The organism is Thermobifida cellulosilytica TB100, from assembly GCF_001517975.1.
In the GTDB taxonomy this organism is placed as follows: domain Bacteria; phylum Actinomycetota; class Actinomycetes; order Streptosporangiales; family Streptosporangiaceae; genus Thermobifida; species Thermobifida cellulosilytica.
The window spans coordinates 673,309-690,326 of the sequence record NZ_KQ950180.1; the positions used below are offsets into that span (position 1 = coordinate 673,309).

Annotated in this window: 18 protein-coding genes; 6 read left to right on the top strand and 12 right to left on the bottom strand. The window is 73.2% G+C overall.

Annotated features, from left to right (window positions below):
• Positions 1–125: 125 nt before the first annotated feature.
• A complete protein-coding gene (locus AC529_RS19360; protein ID WP_083947887.1) occupies positions 126–293 on the bottom strand; it encodes a DUF3117 domain-containing protein in 168 nt (55 codons plus the stop codon).
• A gap of 335 nt (positions 294–628) precedes the next feature.
• On the opposite strand from AC529_RS19360, the gene AC529_RS02845 reads away from it, so the two are divergent.
• Entirely contained in the window at positions 629–1,420 is a 792-nt protein-coding gene (locus tag AC529_RS02845) for an enoyl-CoA hydratase-related protein (protein WP_068753343.1), read from the top strand.
• A gap of 13 nt (positions 1,421–1,433) precedes the next feature.
• On the opposite strand, the gene AC529_RS02850 is transcribed toward AC529_RS02845, so the two are convergent.
• The 7 genes from AC529_RS02850 to AC529_RS02880 form a co-directional block, all read right to left on the bottom strand.
• Positions 1,434–2,852 carry a serine/threonine-protein kinase gene (locus tag AC529_RS02850; protein ID WP_068753344.1) on the bottom strand — a complete coding sequence of 473 codons (1,419 nt, stop codon included), beginning with the start codon at positions 2,850–2,852 and terminating at the stop codon, positions 1,434–1,436.
• 63 nt (positions 2,853–2,915) lie between these two features.
• Complete coding sequence (locus AC529_RS02855) at positions 2,916–3,371, bottom strand: hypothetical protein (RefSeq protein WP_232306538.1); 456 nt, start codon at positions 3,369–3,371, stop codon at positions 2,916–2,918.
• A gap of 279 nt (positions 3,372–3,650) precedes the next feature.
• Positions 3,651–4,331 carry a DNA-3-methyladenine glycosylase I gene (locus AC529_RS02860; RefSeq protein ID WP_068753345.1) on the bottom strand — a complete coding sequence of 227 codons (681 nt, stop codon included), beginning with the start codon at positions 4,329–4,331 and terminating at the stop codon, positions 3,651–3,653.
• Positions 4,328–4,810 (bottom strand): DivIVA domain-containing protein, encoded by a 483-nt coding sequence (locus tag AC529_RS20735; protein ID WP_232306539.1) that lies wholly within the window; start codon positions 4,808–4,810, stop codon positions 4,328–4,330. The genes AC529_RS02860 and AC529_RS20735 overlap by 4 nt, the downstream gene beginning before the upstream one ends.
• Positions 4,811–4,866: 56 nt before the next feature.
• Complete coding sequence (locus tag AC529_RS02870) at positions 4,867–5,676, bottom strand: LOG family protein (RefSeq protein ID WP_068753346.1); 810 nt, start codon at positions 5,674–5,676, stop codon at positions 4,867–4,869.
• Positions 5,677–5,747: 71 nt separating this feature from the next.
• Entirely contained in the window at positions 5,748–6,812 is a 1,065-nt protein-coding gene (gene dapE, locus AC529_RS02875) for a succinyl-diaminopimelate desuccinylase (RefSeq protein WP_068753347.1), read from the bottom strand.
• A gap of 83 nt (positions 6,813–6,895) precedes the next feature.
• Entirely contained in the window at positions 6,896–7,732 is an 837-nt protein-coding gene (locus tag AC529_RS02880; protein WP_068753348.1) for a 2,3,4,5-tetrahydropyridine-2,6-dicarboxylate N-succinyltransferase, read from the bottom strand.
• A 243-nt stretch (positions 7,733–7,975) separates the two neighbouring features.
• Here AC529_RS02880 and AC529_RS02885 point away from each other — a divergent pair, with 243 nt between their 5' ends.
• Positions 7,976–8,821: a hypothetical protein gene (locus tag AC529_RS02885; protein WP_068753349.1), complete on the top strand. Its 846-nt coding sequence runs from the start codon at positions 7,976–7,978 to the stop codon at positions 8,819–8,821.
• A 49-nt stretch (positions 8,822–8,870) separates the two neighbouring features.
• Here AC529_RS02885 and dapC read toward each other — a convergent pair whose 3' ends face one another.
• Both dapC and fdxA read right to left on the bottom strand, forming a co-directional pair.
• Entirely contained in the window at positions 8,871–9,983 is a 1,113-nt protein-coding gene (dapC, locus tag AC529_RS02890; protein ID WP_068754442.1) for a succinyldiaminopimelate transaminase, read from the bottom strand.
• Positions 9,984–10,174: 191 nt separating this feature from the next.
• Positions 10,175–10,501, bottom strand: a complete 327-nt coding sequence (gene fdxA, locus AC529_RS02895; RefSeq protein ID WP_068753350.1) for a ferredoxin — start codon at positions 10,499–10,501, stop codon at positions 10,175–10,177.
• A 220-nt stretch (positions 10,502–10,721) separates the two neighbouring features.
• Between fdxA and AC529_RS02900 the strand changes: the two genes are divergently transcribed.
• From AC529_RS02900 to AC529_RS02910, 3 genes are all read left to right on the top strand, one after another.
• Complete coding sequence (locus tag AC529_RS02900) at positions 10,722–10,973, top strand: putative acetyltransferase (RefSeq protein ID WP_068753351.1); 252 nt, start codon at positions 10,722–10,724, stop codon at positions 10,971–10,973.
• Positions 10,974–11,025: 52 nt separating this feature from the next.
• Positions 11,026–12,360, top strand: coding sequence for a hypothetical protein (locus tag AC529_RS02905; protein ID WP_068753352.1), 1,335 nt, complete (start codon positions 11,026–11,028; stop codon positions 12,358–12,360).
• A 114-nt stretch (positions 12,361–12,474) separates the two neighbouring features.
• Positions 12,475–13,329, top strand: coding sequence for a site-2 protease family protein (locus AC529_RS02910; RefSeq protein WP_232306540.1), 855 nt, complete (start codon positions 12,475–12,477; stop codon positions 13,327–13,329).
• Here AC529_RS02910 and AC529_RS02915 read toward each other — a convergent pair.
• Both AC529_RS02915 and mshB read right to left on the bottom strand, forming a co-directional pair.
• Positions 13,253–13,789 carry a hypothetical protein gene (locus tag AC529_RS02915; RefSeq protein ID WP_068753353.1) on the bottom strand — a complete coding sequence of 179 codons (537 nt, stop codon included), beginning with the start codon at positions 13,787–13,789 and terminating at the stop codon, positions 13,253–13,255. The genes AC529_RS02910 and AC529_RS02915 overlap by 77 nt on opposite strands.
• A gap of 54 nt (positions 13,790–13,843) precedes the next feature.
• Positions 13,844–14,704: an N-acetyl-1-D-myo-inositol-2-amino-2-deoxy-alpha-D-glucopyranoside deacetylase gene (mshB, locus tag AC529_RS02920; protein WP_068753354.1), complete on the bottom strand. Its 861-nt coding sequence runs from the start codon at positions 14,702–14,704 to the stop codon at positions 13,844–13,846.
• Between the two features lie 106 nt (positions 14,705–14,810).
• Here mshB and AC529_RS02925 point away from each other — a divergent pair, with 106 nt between their 5' ends.
• Positions 14,811–16,946: a S9 family peptidase gene (locus AC529_RS02925; protein ID WP_068753355.1), complete on the top strand. Its 2,136-nt coding sequence runs from the start codon at positions 14,811–14,813 to the stop codon at positions 16,944–16,946.
• Positions 16,947–17,018: the final 72 nt, after the last annotated feature.

Genomic DNA, 17,018 nt, shown 5'->3' on the forward strand with positions numbered 1-17,018 from the left:
CACATTCTTCGTGGACTCGGGTATCGCGTGGCCGGGCGGACGCCCGCGCTGACTCCTGTGCGGGGGGCGGCCGCGGTCAGCTCCGAACGCCCGGCGGCACGCTGGGACAACGGTGGGACGGGTCGCTAACCGACGACTTCGCTGAGCGCGTTGGCAAGTTCACCGGCCTCGGCCGGAGTCAGCTCGACCACCAGGCGTCCACCGCCCTCCAGCGGAACCCGCATGATGATGCCGCGACCCTCCTTGGTGACCTCCAAAGGTCCGTCTCCGGTCCTCGGCTTCATCGCCGCCATGCCGTATCCCCTTTCCTAGACGATGGTCGCGCGTGTGAGTCGGTCCTCGGCGTACCGGATCGCTGCCACGAGTCCGGAGTGCGGAGCGGGCCGAATCCGCGTGACTCAGTGAACGAATCACTGATCTGTCATTATCTCGGTTTTGGACCCCGGTTGGAAACGACCGGGAGCTTCCGAACCGAACGGAGCCCGAAGATCGTGCGACGGTTACTGTGGGAGCCGCGCCGTCCGCGGACTTCTCCGACCCTGTTGGTCTCCTGCTCCCACCTGGTGGGACGGTTCTGGCCCCGGACCGCGTCCGCCGAATTCCGGACCAACCTCATCAGGGAGTTCTCATGTCCGATAAAGAAAGCGTCCGTTACGAGGTTTCCCACGGGGTCGCCACCGTCACACTGAACCGGCCCGCGTCGCTCAACGCGCTCACCACCGAGGTCAAGGAGCGGCTCCTGGAGGCGCTGGAGCAGGCGCGCACCGACCCCGCGGTCCGGGCGGTGCTGCTCACCGGCGCAGGGCGGGCGTTCTGCGCCGGGCAGGACCTGGACGAGCACGGCCGACGGCTCAGCAGCGACGAGGGGCTCGGGGACACCGTGCGCAAGCACTACAACCCGCTCGTGCTGGCGATGACCCGGATGCCCAAGCCGATCGTCGCGGCGGTCAACGGGGTGGCGGCGGGCGCGGGCGCGGGACTGGCGTTCGCCGCCGACCTGCGGATCGCCTCCACCGAGGCGTCCTTCCTGATGGCCTTCGCCAACGTGGGGCTGGGCGCGGACACGGGGACCTCGTGGACGCTGCCGCGGCTGGTCGGGCAGGCGCGGGCCATGGAGATGCTGCTGCTGGCCGAGCCGGTCCCGGCGCAGCGGGCCCTGGAGATCGGCCTGGTCACCCGCGTGGTCGAGCCGGAGGCCCTGGCGGACGCGGCCCGGGAGCTCGCCGAGCGGCTGGCCTCCGGGCCGACCGTGGCCTACTCCGCGATCAAGGCGGAGGTGGCGTTCGGCGCGGCGCTGGACCTGCCGGGCGCGCTGGACATCGAGGCGCGGTTGCAGGACCAGTGCGCCGAGACCCTGGACCACCTCAACGCCACCCTGGCCTTCCTGGAGAAGCAGCGGCCGACCTTCCAGGGGCGCTGACCGGGGGCGCGGCTCACGGGCTGCCGAGCATCAGGAACAGCAGGGAGAAGAGCAGCGTCCCCACGGCCACGGCGGCGACGACGATGGCGATCACCACGGCGGTGCTGGTGCCCTCGGACTGCTGCGGGGGCTGCTGTCCGGGGTAGCCCGGCCACTGCGGCGGCACGGGCTGGGCCGGGTGGGGCTGCGGCGCCACGGGCGGGGTCCACGGCGGCTGGGGCGGCGGGTAGGGCCGGCCCGGCCCGGTCAGCGGCGTCGGGGGCGCGGTCGTCGGCCCGGGGTGGGGCCCGGGGTAGGCGGGCTGCTGCGGACCGGTGGGATACGAGGGCTGCTGCGGCCCGGCCGGGTAGGGGTAGACGGGCTGCTGGGGGCCGGTGGCGTAGTGGGGCTGCTGCGGCCCGGTGGGATACGGGGGCGTCGGCGGCGCGGGAGGCGGCTGGACCGGCGGGGCGGCGGCCGCCGCGTCGGGGGGCGCCGGGGCTGCCGGCGGGTAGGAGCGGTAGATCTCGGCCGCCGCGCTCTCCTGGGCTCCGGTGTCGGCGGCGGCGATCGCCCCGGCCACGAGGGTCTGGTGGGCGACGGGCACGGCCGTCTCGGCGGCGGGCTTCTCGGGCGGCGGCGCCTCCTCGATCCCGAGCACCAGCATCAGCGTCTCGGCCGCGGTGGGACGCCGGGAGGAGTCCTTGTCCAGGCAGCGCTCGGCGATCTCGCGCAGCGGCCCGCTCAGCTCCCCGAGGTCGGGGGCCTCCTTGACGACCCGGTTGACCACGGCCTTCAGCGAGCCGTGCCCGAACGGCCCCCGCCCGTTGGCCGCGTAGACGATGGTGGCGCCCCACGCGAACATGTCGACGGCGGGTCCCAGCGGACCGCCGGTGATCTGCTCGGGGGCCATGTAGGACGGGGTCCCGGCGATCCTGCTGGTCAGGATCGCCGTTCCCTCCAGCGCCCGGGCGATGCCGAAGTCGATCACCCGGGGGCCGCCGGGGGCCATCAGCACGTTGGCCGGTTTGAAGTCGCGGTGCACGATCCCGGCCTGGTGGATGGCGGCCAGGGCGGTGAGGGTGCCGACCGCGAGCCGCTCCAGGGCCGCTCCCCTCAGCGGTCCGCCGTTGCGGACCACGGCTTGCAGCGACTCGCCCTCCACGTACTCGCTGACCACGTAGGGCGGGTCGGAGTCCAGGTCGGCGGCGAGCACCTGCGCGGTGCAGAAGCGCGCGACCCGCCGGGCCATCTCGACCTCCTCGGCGAGCTGGGCGCGCAGCCCGGGAAGGTCGAGCGCGTCGGCGTGCAGCGTCTTGACCGCCACCCGACCGCCGTCGGGAGCGCTTCCGAGGTACACGACTCCCTGACCGCCCCGTCCGAGCCTGCCGAGCAGGGTGTACTCGCCGATGCTGGTGGGATCGGTGTCGAGCAAGGGGGCCGGATCGGCCATCGGTCCTCCCGGTCGTCTGGGTCCGCCGCCTCGGGTCCGGGTGGCGGCGGGCTTGAGACGAACCTACTTGAGAGTGCCGGTGGAGGTCATCACAGTCCCCTCGCGGGAGGTTCCCACCCACTCGGCCTCCAGGGTTCCCGGTACCTGCTGGCTGAGGGTCAGGACGCTCTCGTCGATGCAGTGGTCCTCGGGGTCGTAGGTCTCCGCGTAGTCGAACACGAGGGAGGTCTCGGTCTGCTCGGTGAGGACGACGGTGCCCCGACAGTCGAGGGGCAGCAGGTCCGCGCTGCCCCGGTCGGTGCCCTCGTCGAGCTTCAGCCGGACGATCCATTCGGTGACCGGCTCGCCGTTCTCGTCGTGCTGGGCCATCTCCCCGCTCCAGCTTCCCGCGTACTCCTCGGGGATGCCCTCGGAGACCGCGGGCTGCTCCGGTTCGGGTTCCGGCTCCGGCCACAACGCCCAGAGCGCACCGCCGACCGCGGCCAGGACCACCGCCGCAGCCGCGCCGACGACCAGCACCAGCCTGGAGCGTCGGTTGCTGTGCCGTGTGGACCGCGGTGGGGGCCACAGCGACATCTCCCGGATCGGAGACACCGCCGCAGGGCACTCGCTCCGGTCGGAACTGGGGGGCGCGGTCACCGCTGTTTCCCGGTGGGGGGTTCGGGGTGAGGACTCTGGCGCGAATCGATCATCGCTTCCTCCAACGGTGCGAACGTGCGCGGAGGGGCCGTTCGCGATACAGCGAACCAGGATAAGACACACAAACCACCCCCACGCGAACAAAATATGTGAAGAAGCTCACACAGGGTGAGGGGTGCGCTGTTCCTCGGTCCCCGCCCGCCCGGGGCGGCCCGCAGCGGCGACGCCCCGGCGGTGGCAGTCCGCGAGGTGGCCGTCGACCATGCCCACCGCCTCCATCATCGCGTGGACGGTGGTCGGGCCGACGAAGCGGAAACCGCGCCGCCGCAGCGCCCGGGCCAGGGCCGCGCTCTCCGGGGAGGAGGAGGGGACGTCGGCGGCGGTCACCGGCGCGGGGGCGGGCGCCTCGGGCGCGTGGCGCCACACGAACTCCGCCAGCCCCTCCGGCAGGTCGAGGGCGGCGCGGGCGTTTCCGACCACCGCCTCGATCTTGGCGCGGTTGCGGATGATCCGCGGGTCGGCGAGCAGCCGTGCCACGTCCCGCTCGGTGAACGCGGCCACCGCCGCGAGGTCGAAGCCGCAGAAGACCTCCCGCAGGGCCTCGCGCTTGCGCAGCACGGTCAGCCAGGACAGGCCTGCCTGGAACGCCTCCAGGCTGAGCCGTTCGAACAGGCCCCGGTCGTCGCGGACCGCCACCCCCCACTCCAGGTCGTGGTAGCGCGTCAGGTCCGCCGCGCCGAGCGCCCACGGGCAGCGGCGCAGCCCGTCGGCTCCGACGGGGGCCGCGCCCTCGGGGAGGCCCGCCCCGGCCGCGGGCCGGAGCGGACCGTCCGTGCTCACCGGCGACCCCCGGCGACTCTGGACTGCTGTTCGGCGTACTCGGCGGCGCACTCCGGCACGGTGCCCTGCCAGGGGTCGGCGTCAGGGTCCTCGGTGTCGGGAGACTGCCGCTCCTCCTCGCCGACGGACGACGTCTCCCGCGGAGAGCGCGGGTACCACACCCGCGGCCGCTCCGCGGAGCTGCCGCGGTCGCCCAACCTCGCCTCGAGCTGCGCGATACGCGTGTCGCGCTCCTCGATGTCCGCTGCCACCCGGTCCAGCACCTCGTCCACGGCGCGCACGTGATACCCCCACAACGCCAGGGGCAGCCGTATCCGCGCCACGTCGCGGCCGGTCACCGGACGGTCCGCGGGAAGGTCGAGCGGGGGATGGTCGGCCTCGAACCGAGCCAGTTGCCCGCCGTGCCCCATGACCAGCACCGCCACGGTGACGAGCACCGCGAAGCCGGCCAGCGCCGTCAGGATCAGGATGGCTATCACGCCTTCGATCGTGCCACATCCGCGCCGTCGGCGGGGAGACCGGCGAACACTCTCCGTCAGGCGTTCTCCGCTTCGTGCAACGCCTCCTCCAACTCGGCCACGGCCTCTTCCTCCTCGACCGCCCGCTCCCACTCGGCGTGCGCCCGCCGGATGCTCTCGACGACCTCGTCGGGGTCGTCGGTGACCTGGAACAGGTCGGTGTCGTGCGGGGAGATCAACTGCTCGGCGAGCAGCCGCTCGCGGATCCACTCCACCAGGCCGCCCCAGAACTCGCTGCCCACCAGGATCACCGGGAAGCGGGTGACCTTCCCGGTCTGCACCAGGGTGATCGCCTCGAACAGCTCGTCGAGCGTGCCGAAGCCGCCCGGCAGCACCACGAACGCCTGGGAGTACTTCACGAACATCGTCTTGCGGACGAAGAAGTACCGGAAGGTGACCCCCATGTTGACGTACTCGTTGAGCGCCTGCTCGAACGGCAGCTCGATGCCCAGGCCGATCGAGGTCCCCCCGGCCAGGGCGGCCCCCTTGTTGGCGGCCTCCATCAGCCCCGGGCCGCCGCCGGTGATGACCGTGTACCCGGCCCGCGCGAGCTTGTCGCCGATCGTCTCGCCCAGCCGGTAGTAGGGGGTGCCGGGTTTGACCCGGGCGGAGCCGAACACGCACACGGCCCGTCCGACCTCGGACAGCATGCCGAAGCCCTCGACGAACTCCGACTGGATGCGCAGCACCCGCCAGGGGTCGGTGTGCACCCAGTCGGTGGGGCCGCGGCGGTCGAGCAGCCGCTGGTCGGTGGTGCTTCTGGGGATCTCCCTGCCCCGGTAGGTGAGGGGGCCTGCCTGTCGTTCCGCTGATCGAGAATCCGTCATGGCGCAACGTTACCCACTCGGGGCGTCGCGTAGAGCCCTTCTGACCAGGCCCGGCAGCCGACGGGGCCGGGTCAGGACGCCCCGGTGAGCCAGGCGGCCATGCGGCGCTCGGCCGCGGCGACCTGCTCCAGGTCCACCCACTCGTCCCTGGTGTGCGCCAGCGTGGGCTCGCCGGGACCGTAGTTGACCGCGGGGATCCCCAGTTCGGCCATGCGCGCCACGTCGGTCCAGCCGAGCTTGGCCCGGGCCTGGCCTCCGCCGACGGAGGCCACGAACGCGGCCGCCGTGGGGTGGTCCAGCCCGGGGCGGGCCGCCGCCGCGGCGTCGGTGACCCGCACGTCGAACCCGTCGAAGACCTCCCGCAGGTGCGCCTCGGCCTCCTGGAGCGTGCGGTCGGGGGCGAACCGGTAGTTGACGGTGACGACGCAGACGTCGGGGACGACGTTGCCCGCCACTCCCCCGGTGATGCCGACCGCGTTGAGCCCCTCGTGGTAGCGCAGGCCGTCGACCTCGGGTTGGCGGGGGGTGTAGGCGCGCAGCACGTCCAGGATGCGCCCGGCCTCGTGGATAGCGTTGCGGCCCATCCAGGAGCGGGCGCTGTGCGCGCGGACGCCGCGCGCGGTCACCTCCACCCGCATGGTGCCCTGGCAGCCGCCCTCGATCTGGCCCCCGGTGGGCTCCAGGAGCACCGCGAAGTCCCCGCGCAGCCACTCGGGGTGGCGGGCCGCCAGGCGCCGCAGCCCGTTGCGCTCGGCCTCGACCTCCTCGCAGTCGTAGAAGACGAAGGTGAGGTCGTGGCGCGGCTCGGTGACGGTCGCGGCCAGCCTGAGCTGCACCGCCACGCCGCTCTTCATGTCGGAGGCGCCGCAGCCGTAGAGCCTTCCGTCGACCACGCGGGAGGGCACGTTGTCGGCGGTGGGCACGGTGTCGATGTGCCCGGCGAGCACCACGCGGCTGGCCCGGCCCAGCTCGGTGCGGGCCACGACCGCGTCGCCGTCGCGCGTCACGGTCAGGTGCGGCAGGGACCGCAGCGCCGCCTCGACGGCGTCGGCGAGGGGCTTCTCCGCCCCGCTGACCGACTCGATGTCGACGAGGCGTGCGGTGAGGTCGCGGACGTCCGCGGTGAGGTCGAGCATGGCTGCGCTTCCGGTGCGGTTCGGGCGGTGGGACGGCCGCCGGTCCCGGCCTCAGAGGGCCGGGACCGGCGCGGGAGGAGCGGTCAGGCGTTGACGCCGTGCTCGCGGAGCAGGTCGTTGAGCGCGAGCTTCTCGTGCTCCTGCCCCTCCTCCAGACGCTTGAGCACCAGCAGGCACGGCATGCCGAAGTCGCCGCCGGGGAAGCTCTTGACCCGGTTGGCGGTGACGCACACCGACCACGCGGGGGCCTCGCCGCGCTTGAGCTCCTCACCGGTCTCGGCGTCGAACACGCGGGTCGACGCGGTGAGGATGGTGCCCGCGCCGAGCTTGGCGCCGCGGCGCACCCGCGCTCCCTCGACGACCATGCTGCGCGAGCCCAGGAACGCGTCGTCCTCGATGACGACCGGGGACGCCTGCGGCGGCTCCAGGACGCCGCCGACGCCCACCCCGCCGGACAGGTGCACGTTCTTGCCGACCTGGGCGCAGGAGCCGACCGTGGCCCAGGTGTCGACCATGGTCCCGGAGTCGACGTAGGCCCCGATGTTGGTGAAGGACGGCATCAGCACCACGCCGGGCGCCAGGTAGGAGCCCCACCGGGCGATCGCACCGGGCACCACGCGCACCCCGTCCAGCCGGGTCTTCAGCGGGATGCGGTCGTGGTAGTGGAAGCCGCCGACCGTGGACTCCTCCATGCCCAGCACGCGGAAGCTCAGCAGGATCGCGCGCTTGGCGCGCTGGTCCACGACGACCTCGTCGGTGGCGGGGTCCACGAAGGCGACGCGGGCCTTGCCGGTGTCGATCTGGTTGACCGCGCTCACGATGACGTCGCGGGCCGCGGTGTCGTCGGGTGTGAGGTCGGCGCGGCGCTCCCAGAGCTCGTCGATGCTCTCGGGCAGCGGACTGGTGTACGAGGTGGTCATGGCTGGGAGCCTACTGGGTTCCGCTCCCGGCGGGAGAAACCGGGCACGCCCCGTGGTGTCAATCACGGCGTTCCTGCGACATCACTCCGGAACGGTCCGTAACATCGGATTCCAGAACCTCTGCGCCGCAGTGCGCATCGAAGCCTTGGGTCCACCCTGGACCGCTCCAACCTGCCCGTTTCACGCTATGGGAATTTTGTCATCTCATGGCGTGATTTCGCCCTGAATCTATATGGTCTGCTCGTGCCCAGAAAGCGTCGAAGGATTTCCGCGTTCGTCAAGATCCTGCTCGCCCTGACCGTGGCCTGCGGGCTGCTGGTCGGTGCAGGGATCTATGTCATGCGCTCGATCAAGCCCCTTGACCTGTCGCCCCCTCCCCCCGAGGACGGCTGCCGACTCGTCACCGAGGAGGACACCGACACCTTGGAGCTGGAACAGGCGGCCAACGCCGCGACGGTCGCCGGGGTGGCCTTCGCCATGGACCTTCCCCAGCACGCCGTGGTCATCTCCTACGCCACGGTGTGGCAGGAGTCGAAGTTCTACAACATCGAGTACGGCGACCGCGACTCCCTGGGCCTGTTCCAGCAGCGCCCCTCCATGGAGTGGGGCAGCCCCGAGGAGATCATCGACCCCGTCTACGCCAGCACCAAGTTCTACGAGGAGCTCGTGCAGGTCGAGGGCTACCTGGACCTCCCCGTCCACGAGGCGGCCCAGTCCGTGCAGCGCAGCGCCGACGGGTTCGCCTACGACCAGCACGAACCGCGCTCCCGGACCATGGCCGCGGCCTTCACCGGTACCGAGGGAGCCGCTTTGACCTGCTGGTTCCCCGAGGAGGAGGCGGGTCCCACCGACCTGGACGCAGCCGTGGAGGAGATGCGCCGCGTCTTCGGCGTCGGCCCCGAGGAGCTGGGGACCGTGCAGCGCCAGACCGGCGACCTCGGCTGGGCGATGGCCCAGTGGGCGGTCGCCCACGCCTCCGTCTACGGCATCACCTCGGTGACCTACCTGGACCGGCAGTGGACCGCCGACTCGGGCGAGGACGGCTGGCAGACCGTGGAGACGGTCTCGGAGGAGATCGTCCTGCGGTGAGCGGGCGGCCCCGGCGCCGTGCGGCCGGGGCGGCCCGCCCACCGGCCGGTCACAGCTCCGTGAGACGCTTGGCCGCGGCCGCCACCCGCTCGTCGGTGGCGGTGAAGGCCACCCGGACGTGCCCCGCACCCGCCGGGCCGTAGAACTCCCCGGGCGCCACCAGGATGCCCCGCTCCGCCAGCAGCCGCACCGACCCCCACCCGTCGTGCTCGGGGTGGCTGGCCCACAGGTACAGTCCCGCCTCGGAGTGGGTGATGCGCCAGCCCGCGCCCTCCAGCGCCTCGCGCAGCCGGGCGCGCCGCGCCGCGTAGCGCTGCTTCTGCTCCCGGGCGTGCCCGTCGTCGTCGAGCGCCGCGCGCATCGCCGCCTGCACCGGGGCGGGCACCATCATCCCGGCGTGCTTGCGCGCCGCGAGCAGTTGCCGCACCAGAGCGGGGTCGCCGGCCACGAAGCCCGCCCGGTAGCCCGCCAGGTTGGAACGCTTGGACAGCGAGTGGACGGCGAGCAGTCCCTCGTGGGAGCCGCCGCACACGTCGGGGTGGAGGATCGACAGCGGCTGCTCGCCCTCCCAGCCCAGGTCCAGGTAGCACTCGTCGGAGGCGACGACGACACCGCGCTCCCGCGCCCAGGCCACCACCTTGCGCAGGTGCGCGGCGCCCAGGACGCGGCCGGTGGGGTTGGCCGGGGAGTTGATCCACAGCAGCCCGGGCCGCGCGGGTCCCAGTTGCGCCAGGCCGTCGGCCGCGACCGGGGTGGCTCCCGCCAGGCGCGCGCCGACGTCGTAGGTGGGGTAGGCCAGCTCCGGGAAGACGACCGTGTCGCCCGGGCCGAGCCCGAGCAGGGTGGGCAGCCAGGCCACCAGTTCCTTGGAGCCGACGGTCGGCAGGGTCGCGTCGGGGTCCACCCGCACCCCGTGGCGGCGTTCCAGCCAGCCGCTGATGGACTCGCGCAGCGCCCGGGTGCCGTACGTCTGCGGGTACCCGGGCGCGTCGGCGGCCTCGGCCAGCGCCGCGCGCAACCGTTCGGGCACCGGGTCCACCGGGGTGCCCATCGACAGGTCCACGATGCCGTCCGGATGCCCGGCCGCGATCTCCTTGTACGGAGCCAGCCGGTCCCACGGGAAGGTCGGCAGCCGGTCAGCCACCGGACGCCGCTCGGCCATGGTCGCCACGTCCCCTCGTCACGTCGCCTCCCGCACCGTCCCGGTCGGCTGGAGCGGGTCTGTCGTCTGCCGTGTCCGCCCCGTCCCGGGGCATGAATCGACCACGCCGCCCTCCGCCCCCGCGGGGGACGGCAGCGGCGTGGTCGCCGTCGGCCGCCTCGGCTGCGGCGGCCGGAATCCGATCGCGTCTGCTACTCGTGGTCGCCCTGGGGCGGGAGGGCCGCCACCAGCGGGTGGTCCCGGTCGATCTTGCCGACCTTGGAGGCGCCGCCGGGAGAGCCGAGGTCGTCGAAGAACTCGACGTTGGCCTTGTGGAAGTCCGCCCACTCGCTGGGCAGGTCGTCCTCGTAGTAGATGGCCTCCACAGGGCACACCGGCTCGCAGGCACCGCAGTCGACGCACTCGTCGGGGTGGATGTAGAGCATGCGCCCACCCTCGTAGATGCAGTCGACGGGGCACTCTTCGATGCACGCCTTGTCGAGCACGTCGACACACGGCTGCGCGATGACGTAGGTCACGTCGTATTCCTCCTCGGTCTCGCCACGTGGACCGCGTAAGTGGCTGCTACGTCGCGATACTTCTGACCGACCATCACCGGAGTGGACGACCGGGACCTGCGCCTGCGCGGAAGAGGCCCGGCAGTGTCCCGGAAGCGGGTCTAACGGCCAGAGGACACGGGTACCGCTCTCTCTAGTATTGCGGTGCAAGCAACGTGGATCACCATCGGGGGTGGCGACATTGGGATACGTCGCACGGCTGACGCACTCCGTCACCGCGGACGACACCGGACAGCGCGTCACCGTGCGTTTCCGGCTGCCTGACGGGCGTTTCCGGGATATCGTCGGGGTACTGGAGTCATGGCACGGCGACGTCCTGACGCTGCGCCGCCGCGACGGCTCCACGGCACAGGTCGCCGCCGGGGACGTGGTCGCCAGCAAGGTCGTGCCGGGGGAGCCGCCACGGCGCCGCAGCGCGACGGGTCCCGCGTGATCCGGAGCGCCCGACCGGAGGCGAGACGAGGCAGGAGGTGGGAGTCCGCGCCATGCAGGAGACCGTGGCAGCCGCCATCGCCCACCTCGCACGCACCGATCCCACCGCGGCCCGCGTCGCGGAGAGCGCACTGGACACCCTCGTCTCCGGGCGGCGGCTGGAGGCGCTGACCCAGCACGCGGTCCAGGAGTTCTGCTGGTACGTGCTCCCGGTGCGCTTCTCCTCCGAACCCAGCGAGTGGCAGTTCGTGACCGACTCGCTCAGCTCCCTGTTCCGCCTGCTCGACCTGGACCGCTACGCCGACATCTGCACCTCGGAGCGCACCCGCGAGGTGCTGCGGGCCTACACGGCCTCCCACGACAGCGGGCTGGCCGCCTACGAGCGCCACATGCGCTCCTCCGGGGTCACCCCGCCCGACCTCCCCGAGCTGACCTGGGGAACCGCCCTGGGCAGAGCCGAGATCGAGGCGTACCAGGAGACGTCGGCGGTGCTGGAGCTGGCGATCGCCGCGGGCGAGGTGCGCCCGGGCGCGCGCGGGTGGCGGGTCGCCCAAGAGGAGCGCGCGCGCAGCTTCCTCACCCAGCCCGACGCGTCCGGCCTCAGCCACCTGGACAAGATCCGCCAGGAGCGGGTGGCCGAGTGGCTGGCCTCCCGGTCCCACCCGCACCGGGAGCACCTGTTCCCGCTGCGCGGCCAGATCGCGGCGGGAGCGGAGGTGCCGCACGACGCGCCCGAGGCCCTGGCCCCGGTGCGGCGGCTGCTCGACTACGCCGCCGACGGCATCAACCTCACCCAGATCGGCTACATGTCGCCCGCCGTGGTGCGGGCGCTGTGCGAGGAGTTCGGCTGGGCGACCTCGCCGTCGCCGCCGCGCAGCGAGACCGACGTGATGCAGCTCATCGCGCTGCACAAGCTGCTGCGCACCATGCGGGCGGTGCGCCGGTCGGGCCGCCGCCTGGTGCTGACCCGGCACGGGCGGCAGTTGCGCGAGGACGTCGGCGAGCTGTGGCGGGCGGTCGCCGAGAGCGTGCTCATGACCGACGGCTTCGAGCAGGCCGCCACCGAGACCCTGCTGGGACTGCTCCTGCTGCGCTCCCCGCGCTCGGTGGTCACCCCGCGCCGCGACGAGGACGTCGACATCGCCGAGGAGGCGTGCAAACTGCTGATCCGGGCCGGCTGGGAGGACGACGTCACCGGGGGCCGCCCGCGCACCGACCAGGTGCGGTCGGTGCTGATCACCGTGGTGTGGCTGCTGGAGATCCTGGGCTGCGTGGCAGGCCCCGACCTGCTCGGCGAGGGGCGGGCCAAACGGCTGACCAAGGTGGGGCGGGCCTTCGCCCTCACCGCGATCCACCTGTCGGCCACGGCCCCGTCGGCCTCCATCTGAGCCGTCCGGGGCGGTCTGCTCAACCCCGCCCTGGCGCGGGGCGCCCCCGGAGACCCTCTAGCCTGGCAGTACCCCCCAGCCCTGTGCCACACATTCGCGACCAGCGGGAGCAGCATGTCCACGTCCGATCCGGCGCCGCAGCCGACGTCCGAGGAACCGGCGGTCGAGGAGCCGAAGGCCGCCGCAGCCGAACCAGCCCCCGGCAGGCTGGACTTCCTGCCCAGCCCGGTGTTCCTGCTGCTGCTCGGGGTGACGGCGCTGGCCGGATGGCTGTCGTGGACCCGCGCCGAGGAGACCGTGCTCGGCTGGGACAGCGCCTACGCGCCGTTCCTGCTCATCCTGGGCGGCTGGACCGTCTGCCTGACCCTGCACCAGTACGTGCGCGCGCTGCTGGCCTACCGGTTCGGCGACCGCTCCCTGCGCGGCAGCGGCTACCTGCGGCTCAACCCGTTCGCGTTCCGGGAGAAGGGCGCCCACCTGGTGCTGCCGCTGGCGTTCCTGCTGATCGGAGCGGTCGGCCTGAACGGTCCCGCGGTCCACCTGGACCGCTCGGCCGTGCCGAGCCGCCTGCGCCGCGCCCTGGTGTCCCTGGGCGGCCTGCTGGTCAACGTGGTGCTGGCCGCGGTGCTGGCGGGCACGGTGGCGCTGCTGGTGCCGGAGGGGTTCGTCACGGACAACTGGGCCATCGTCGCCCTGCTGTTCCTGTGCTACCTCAACGTCATCGCGGCCCTGCTCAACCTGCTGCCCGTGCCCGGGACCGACCTCTACGACACGCTCGCCGAGGCGATCGACCGGTGGCGTCCCAGCCGCAACGCGGCGGTCTTCGGCACGGTGCTGCTCTTCGCCGTGGTGTGGTGCCCGCCGGTCAACGACGCCGTCATGGAGTGGCTGTTCACCCTGTTCGCCCAGGCCGGTCTGAACCCCGCCTACCTGGCCTGGGGCCAGGGCTTCCTGCCGCTGTGGTGGTGACCTCCCGCGCGGGTTCGGGGGTGAGCACGGTCGCCAGGATCACCGCCCCCACCCCGCCGTAGAGGAAGAGGTAGTTGGGGACGGCGGAGGTCAACAGGATGTCCCCGCCGGAGGCGTAGCCGGTCAGCACGGCCCCGGCCAGGATCCACCCGGCCGCGAACGCCCCGGGGCCCCACTTCGCCCCGACCGCCCAGCCGATCGTGCGGACCCCGGCGAAGAGGACGGCCAGGAACAGCAGGACCGTGGCGAGGCCGAGGACCTGACCGACCGTGCCGGTCAGCCACAGCCACGACAGCCAACTGGCGTACAGTCCCAGCACGGTCCCGCCGACGAAGCCCAGCGCCGCGAGGAACACGAGGGTCAGCGCGGCCAGTGCCCGGCCCAGGCCGAGGTCGAACGCGCCGGGGTCCGCGGCGGCGGGCTCCGGCGGCGGGCTGGTGTGCTCTGCCGAGGAAGTCACGTCTGGCAGCCTAGCCGCTTCCCGCCGCGTGGACCGGGGCGGCCGCCGGGGTGCTCAGGCGAACAGGTCGGTCTCGTAGCCGTCGGGGCCGCGGCGGGGCTCGGGGCCGCGCAGCAGGGTGAAGTACTCCACCGCGTGGATCTCCTGGGCGATGTCGTTGGAGAGCGCGAACCGCCTCCCGGAGACGCTGATCTGGGTGGCGTGCGCGCGCATGGCCCGCGTCTTGGCCTCCAGGTGGGCGGAGGCGTCGATGCGGGTGGTCACCAGCGCGTCGGGGGTGCCGGGGGCGACGTCCTCGACCGCCTTGGGCGCGGTGAAGGGGCCGGGGTCGGCCTGCATGCGCGCCACCGACTCCTCCAGCACCGTCCTGGGCTGGGCGATCGCGTACAGCTTCCGGGCCTGCCAGGGGGTGCCGGGCAGGGTGCGCTCGGCGGCCAGGTCGAACGCGCGCACGGTCACGCGGTGCGCCTGGATGTGGTCGGGGTGCCCGTAGCCGCCGTTGTCGTCGTAGGTGACGACCACGTCGGGGCGGACCTCGCGGATGACCGCGGCCAGCTCGTGCGCGGCGGCCTCCACGTCGGCGCGCCAGAAGCACCCGGGACGGTCGTTGGTGGGCGCGCCCATCATGCCGGAGTCGCGGTAGCGGCCCCTGCCGCCGAGGAACCGCTGGTCCCGGACGCCCAGTTCGGCGCAGGCGCGGCGCAGCTCGGTGACGCGGTACTCCCCCAGCCCGCCCTCGCGGTCGCTGGCCAGGTGCGCCAGCTCCGGCGGGATGACCTCGCCCTCCTCGCCGAGCGTGCAGGTCACCAGGGTCACGTGGGCGCCCTCGGCCGCGTACTTGGCCATGGTCGCGCCGGTGACGATCGTCTCGTCGTCGGGGTGGGCGTGCACCAGAAGCAGGCGACGGTCTCTCATGCCGGTGACGATACCCGCGCCGCGTCGCTCCTCCCCGCCCCGGCGTACCGAAACGCCAGCGGGACGGCGTGCCCCGGGGCGCGGTCCCGGCTGCCAGAATTCGGGCATGAGCTTCCCACGACAGTACGCCCGTACCCAGCGTTTCAGCATCGGCGTGCCCCGTTCGTTCCAGATCTCCCCCGACGGTCGGCGGGTGGCGTTCCTGCGGGGTCGGCACGGCACGGACACCGCGACCTGCCTGTGGGTCGCCGAGCCGGACGGCACGGAGCGGGTCGTCGCCGACCCGCGCACGGTCGGCGACACCGGCGAGGACCTGCCCCCGGAGGAGCGGGCACGGCGGGAGCGGCTGCGCGAGGCGGGCGGCGGCATCGTCTCCTACAGCGTCGACGACGCGTTCACCCGGGCGGTCTTCACCCTGTCCGGCAGGCTCTACAGCGTGGAGCTGGACGGCGCCGCCGAGCCCCGGGAGCTGCCCGCGGCCTCCCCGGTGATCGACCCGGTGCTCGACCCCACGGGGCGGTCGGTGGCCTATGTGAGCGGCGGCGCGGTCCACGTGCTGGACCTCGCCGACGGCGGCGACCGGGTCGTGGCCGAGCCGGACGGGCCGACCGTCGTCTGGGGTCTGGCCGAGTTCATCGCCGCCGAGGAGATGGGCCGCTACCGGGGCATGTGGTGGTCCCCGGACGGAACCTTCCTGCTCGCCACGCGCGTCGACGACGCGCCGGTGCGGCGCTGGCACATCAGCGATCCGGGCAGCCCCGAGGCCGTCCCGCAGACGGTCGCCTACCCGGCGGCGGGCACGGACAACGCCGAGGTGCGCCTGGCGGTGCTGCGCGCGGACGGCACCGGGGAGCCGGTGTGGGTGGAGTGGGGCCGCACGGCACTGCCGTACCTGGTCACCGCGGGGTGGACGGACCGGCTGGGCGGCACGGCGACGGTGGTCCTCACCGCGCAGGACCGCGCCCAGCGCACGCTGCGGGCCTTCGCCGCGGACCCGCTCACCGGCGCCGTCCAGGAGCTGTGGACGGAGACCTCCGACGTCTGGGTGGAGATCATGCCGGGCGTCCCGGCGTTCGACGCCGAGGGCCAGGCGCTGCGGTTCGGCGTGGACGCCGCGGGCGAGCGGGTGCTGTACCGGGGCGACCAGGTGGTGAGCGCCCCCGGCCAGTACGTCCGGGCGGTGCTGGACGTGGACGGCTCCCGGGTGCTGTACTCGGCGTCGCCGCCCGGGGAGCCGCAGGACGTGCGGCTGTGGCTGTACGACGGCAAGGAGGGCGCCCTCGCCGAGGTGGGCTTCCCCGGCACCGACGACCCGTCCGGGGTCCACTCGGGCCGGCTGCGCGGCGGCACCCTGGTGGTGCAGCGCCGCGACCTGGCCGCCCCGGGGGTGCGCACCGCGATCGTGCGGGACGCGGACGCGCGGCGGTCGGTCGCCGAGGTGGCGAGCCTGGCCGAGCGCCCCGAACTGCCGGGGGTGAACGTGCGGCTGCGTCGGCTGGGCGAGCGGCGCATCCCCGCCGCGCTGGTGCTGCCGTCCTGGTACACCGAGGACTCCGCGCCGCTGCCGGTACTGCTGGACCCCTACGGCGGTCCGCACGCCCAGCGGGTGCTCGGCGCCCAGAGCGCCTACCTGACCTCGCAGTGGTTCGCCGAGCAGGGCTTCGCGGTGCTGGTCGCCGACGGGCGCGGCACCCCCGGCATCGGCCTGGCCTGGGAGCAGGCGATCCACGCCGACATGGCGGGGACGGTGCTGGAGGACCAGGTGGCGGCGTTGCAGGCGGCCCAGGAGGCGTTCGGGGTGCGCCTGGACCTGACCCGGGTGGGCATCCGCGGCTGGTCGTTCGGCGGGTACCTGGCGGCGCTGGCGGTGCTGCGCCGACCGGACGTGTTCCACGCGGCCGTTGCGGGCGCCCCGGTCACCGACTGGCGGCTGTACGACACCCACTACACCGAGCGCTACCTGGGGCACCCCGACGCCGATCCGCAGCGCTACGAGCGGGAGTCGCTGCTGGCCGACGCCCCCGGCCTGGAGCGCCCGCTGATGCTGATCCACGGCCTGGCCGACGACAACGTGGTGTTCGCGCACACCCAGCGGCTGTCCTCGGCTCTGCTGGCGGCGGGCCGCCCGCACACGGTGCTGCCCCTGTCGGGGGCCACGCACATGGCCAACGACCCGAAGGTCTCGGAGAACCTGCTGCTCCTCCAGGTGGAGTTCCTCCGTGACGCGCTGCAACTGGGCTGACTGACCGCTCCTACCGCCCCCAGCGGGATCAACCTGCGGCTTTGATCTCGCTGGGGGCATTTTGACGGTACG

What these genes read in the sequence shown, in the direction of transcription:
- AC529_RS02905 (WP_068753352.1), top strand. Translation starts at nt 11,026, where the DNA reads ATGCAGGAGACCGTGGCAGCCGCCATCGCCCACCTCGCACGCACCGAT.
- AC529_RS02925 (WP_068753355.1), top strand. Translation starts at nt 14,811, where the DNA reads ATGAGCTTCCCACGACAGTACGCCCGTACCCAGCGTTTCAGCATCGGC.
- AC529_RS19360 (WP_083947887.1), bottom strand. Translation starts at nt 293, where the DNA reads ATGGCGGCGATGAAGCCGAGGACCGGAGACGGACCTTTGGAGGTCACC.
- AC529_RS02910 (WP_232306540.1), top strand. Translation starts at nt 12,475, where the DNA reads ATGTCCACGTCCGATCCGGCGCCGCAGCCGACGTCCGAGGAACCGGCG.
- AC529_RS02850 (WP_068753344.1), bottom strand. Translation starts at nt 2,852, where the DNA reads ATGGCCGATCCGGCCCCCTTGCTCGACACCGATCCCACCAGCATCGGC.
- dapE (WP_068753347.1), bottom strand. Translation starts at nt 6,812, where the DNA reads ATGCTCGACCTCACCGCGGACGTCCGCGACCTCACCGCACGCCTCGTC.
- AC529_RS02880 (WP_068753348.1), bottom strand. Translation starts at nt 7,732, where the DNA reads ATGACCACCTCGTACACCAGTCCGCTGCCCGAGAGCATCGACGAGCTC.
- mshB (WP_068753354.1), bottom strand. Translation starts at nt 14,704, where the DNA reads ATGAGAGACCGTCGCCTGCTTCTGGTGCACGCCCACCCCGACGACGAG.
- AC529_RS02845 (WP_068753343.1), top strand. Translation starts at nt 629, where the DNA reads ATGTCCGATAAAGAAAGCGTCCGTTACGAGGTTTCCCACGGGGTCGCC.
- dapC (WP_068754442.1), bottom strand. Translation starts at nt 9,983, where the DNA reads ATGGCCGAGCGGCGTCCGGTGGCTGACCGGCTGCCGACCTTCCCGTGG.
- AC529_RS02870 (WP_068753346.1), bottom strand. Translation starts at nt 5,676, where the DNA reads ATGACGGATTCTCGATCAGCGGAACGACAGGCAGGCCCCCTCACCTAC.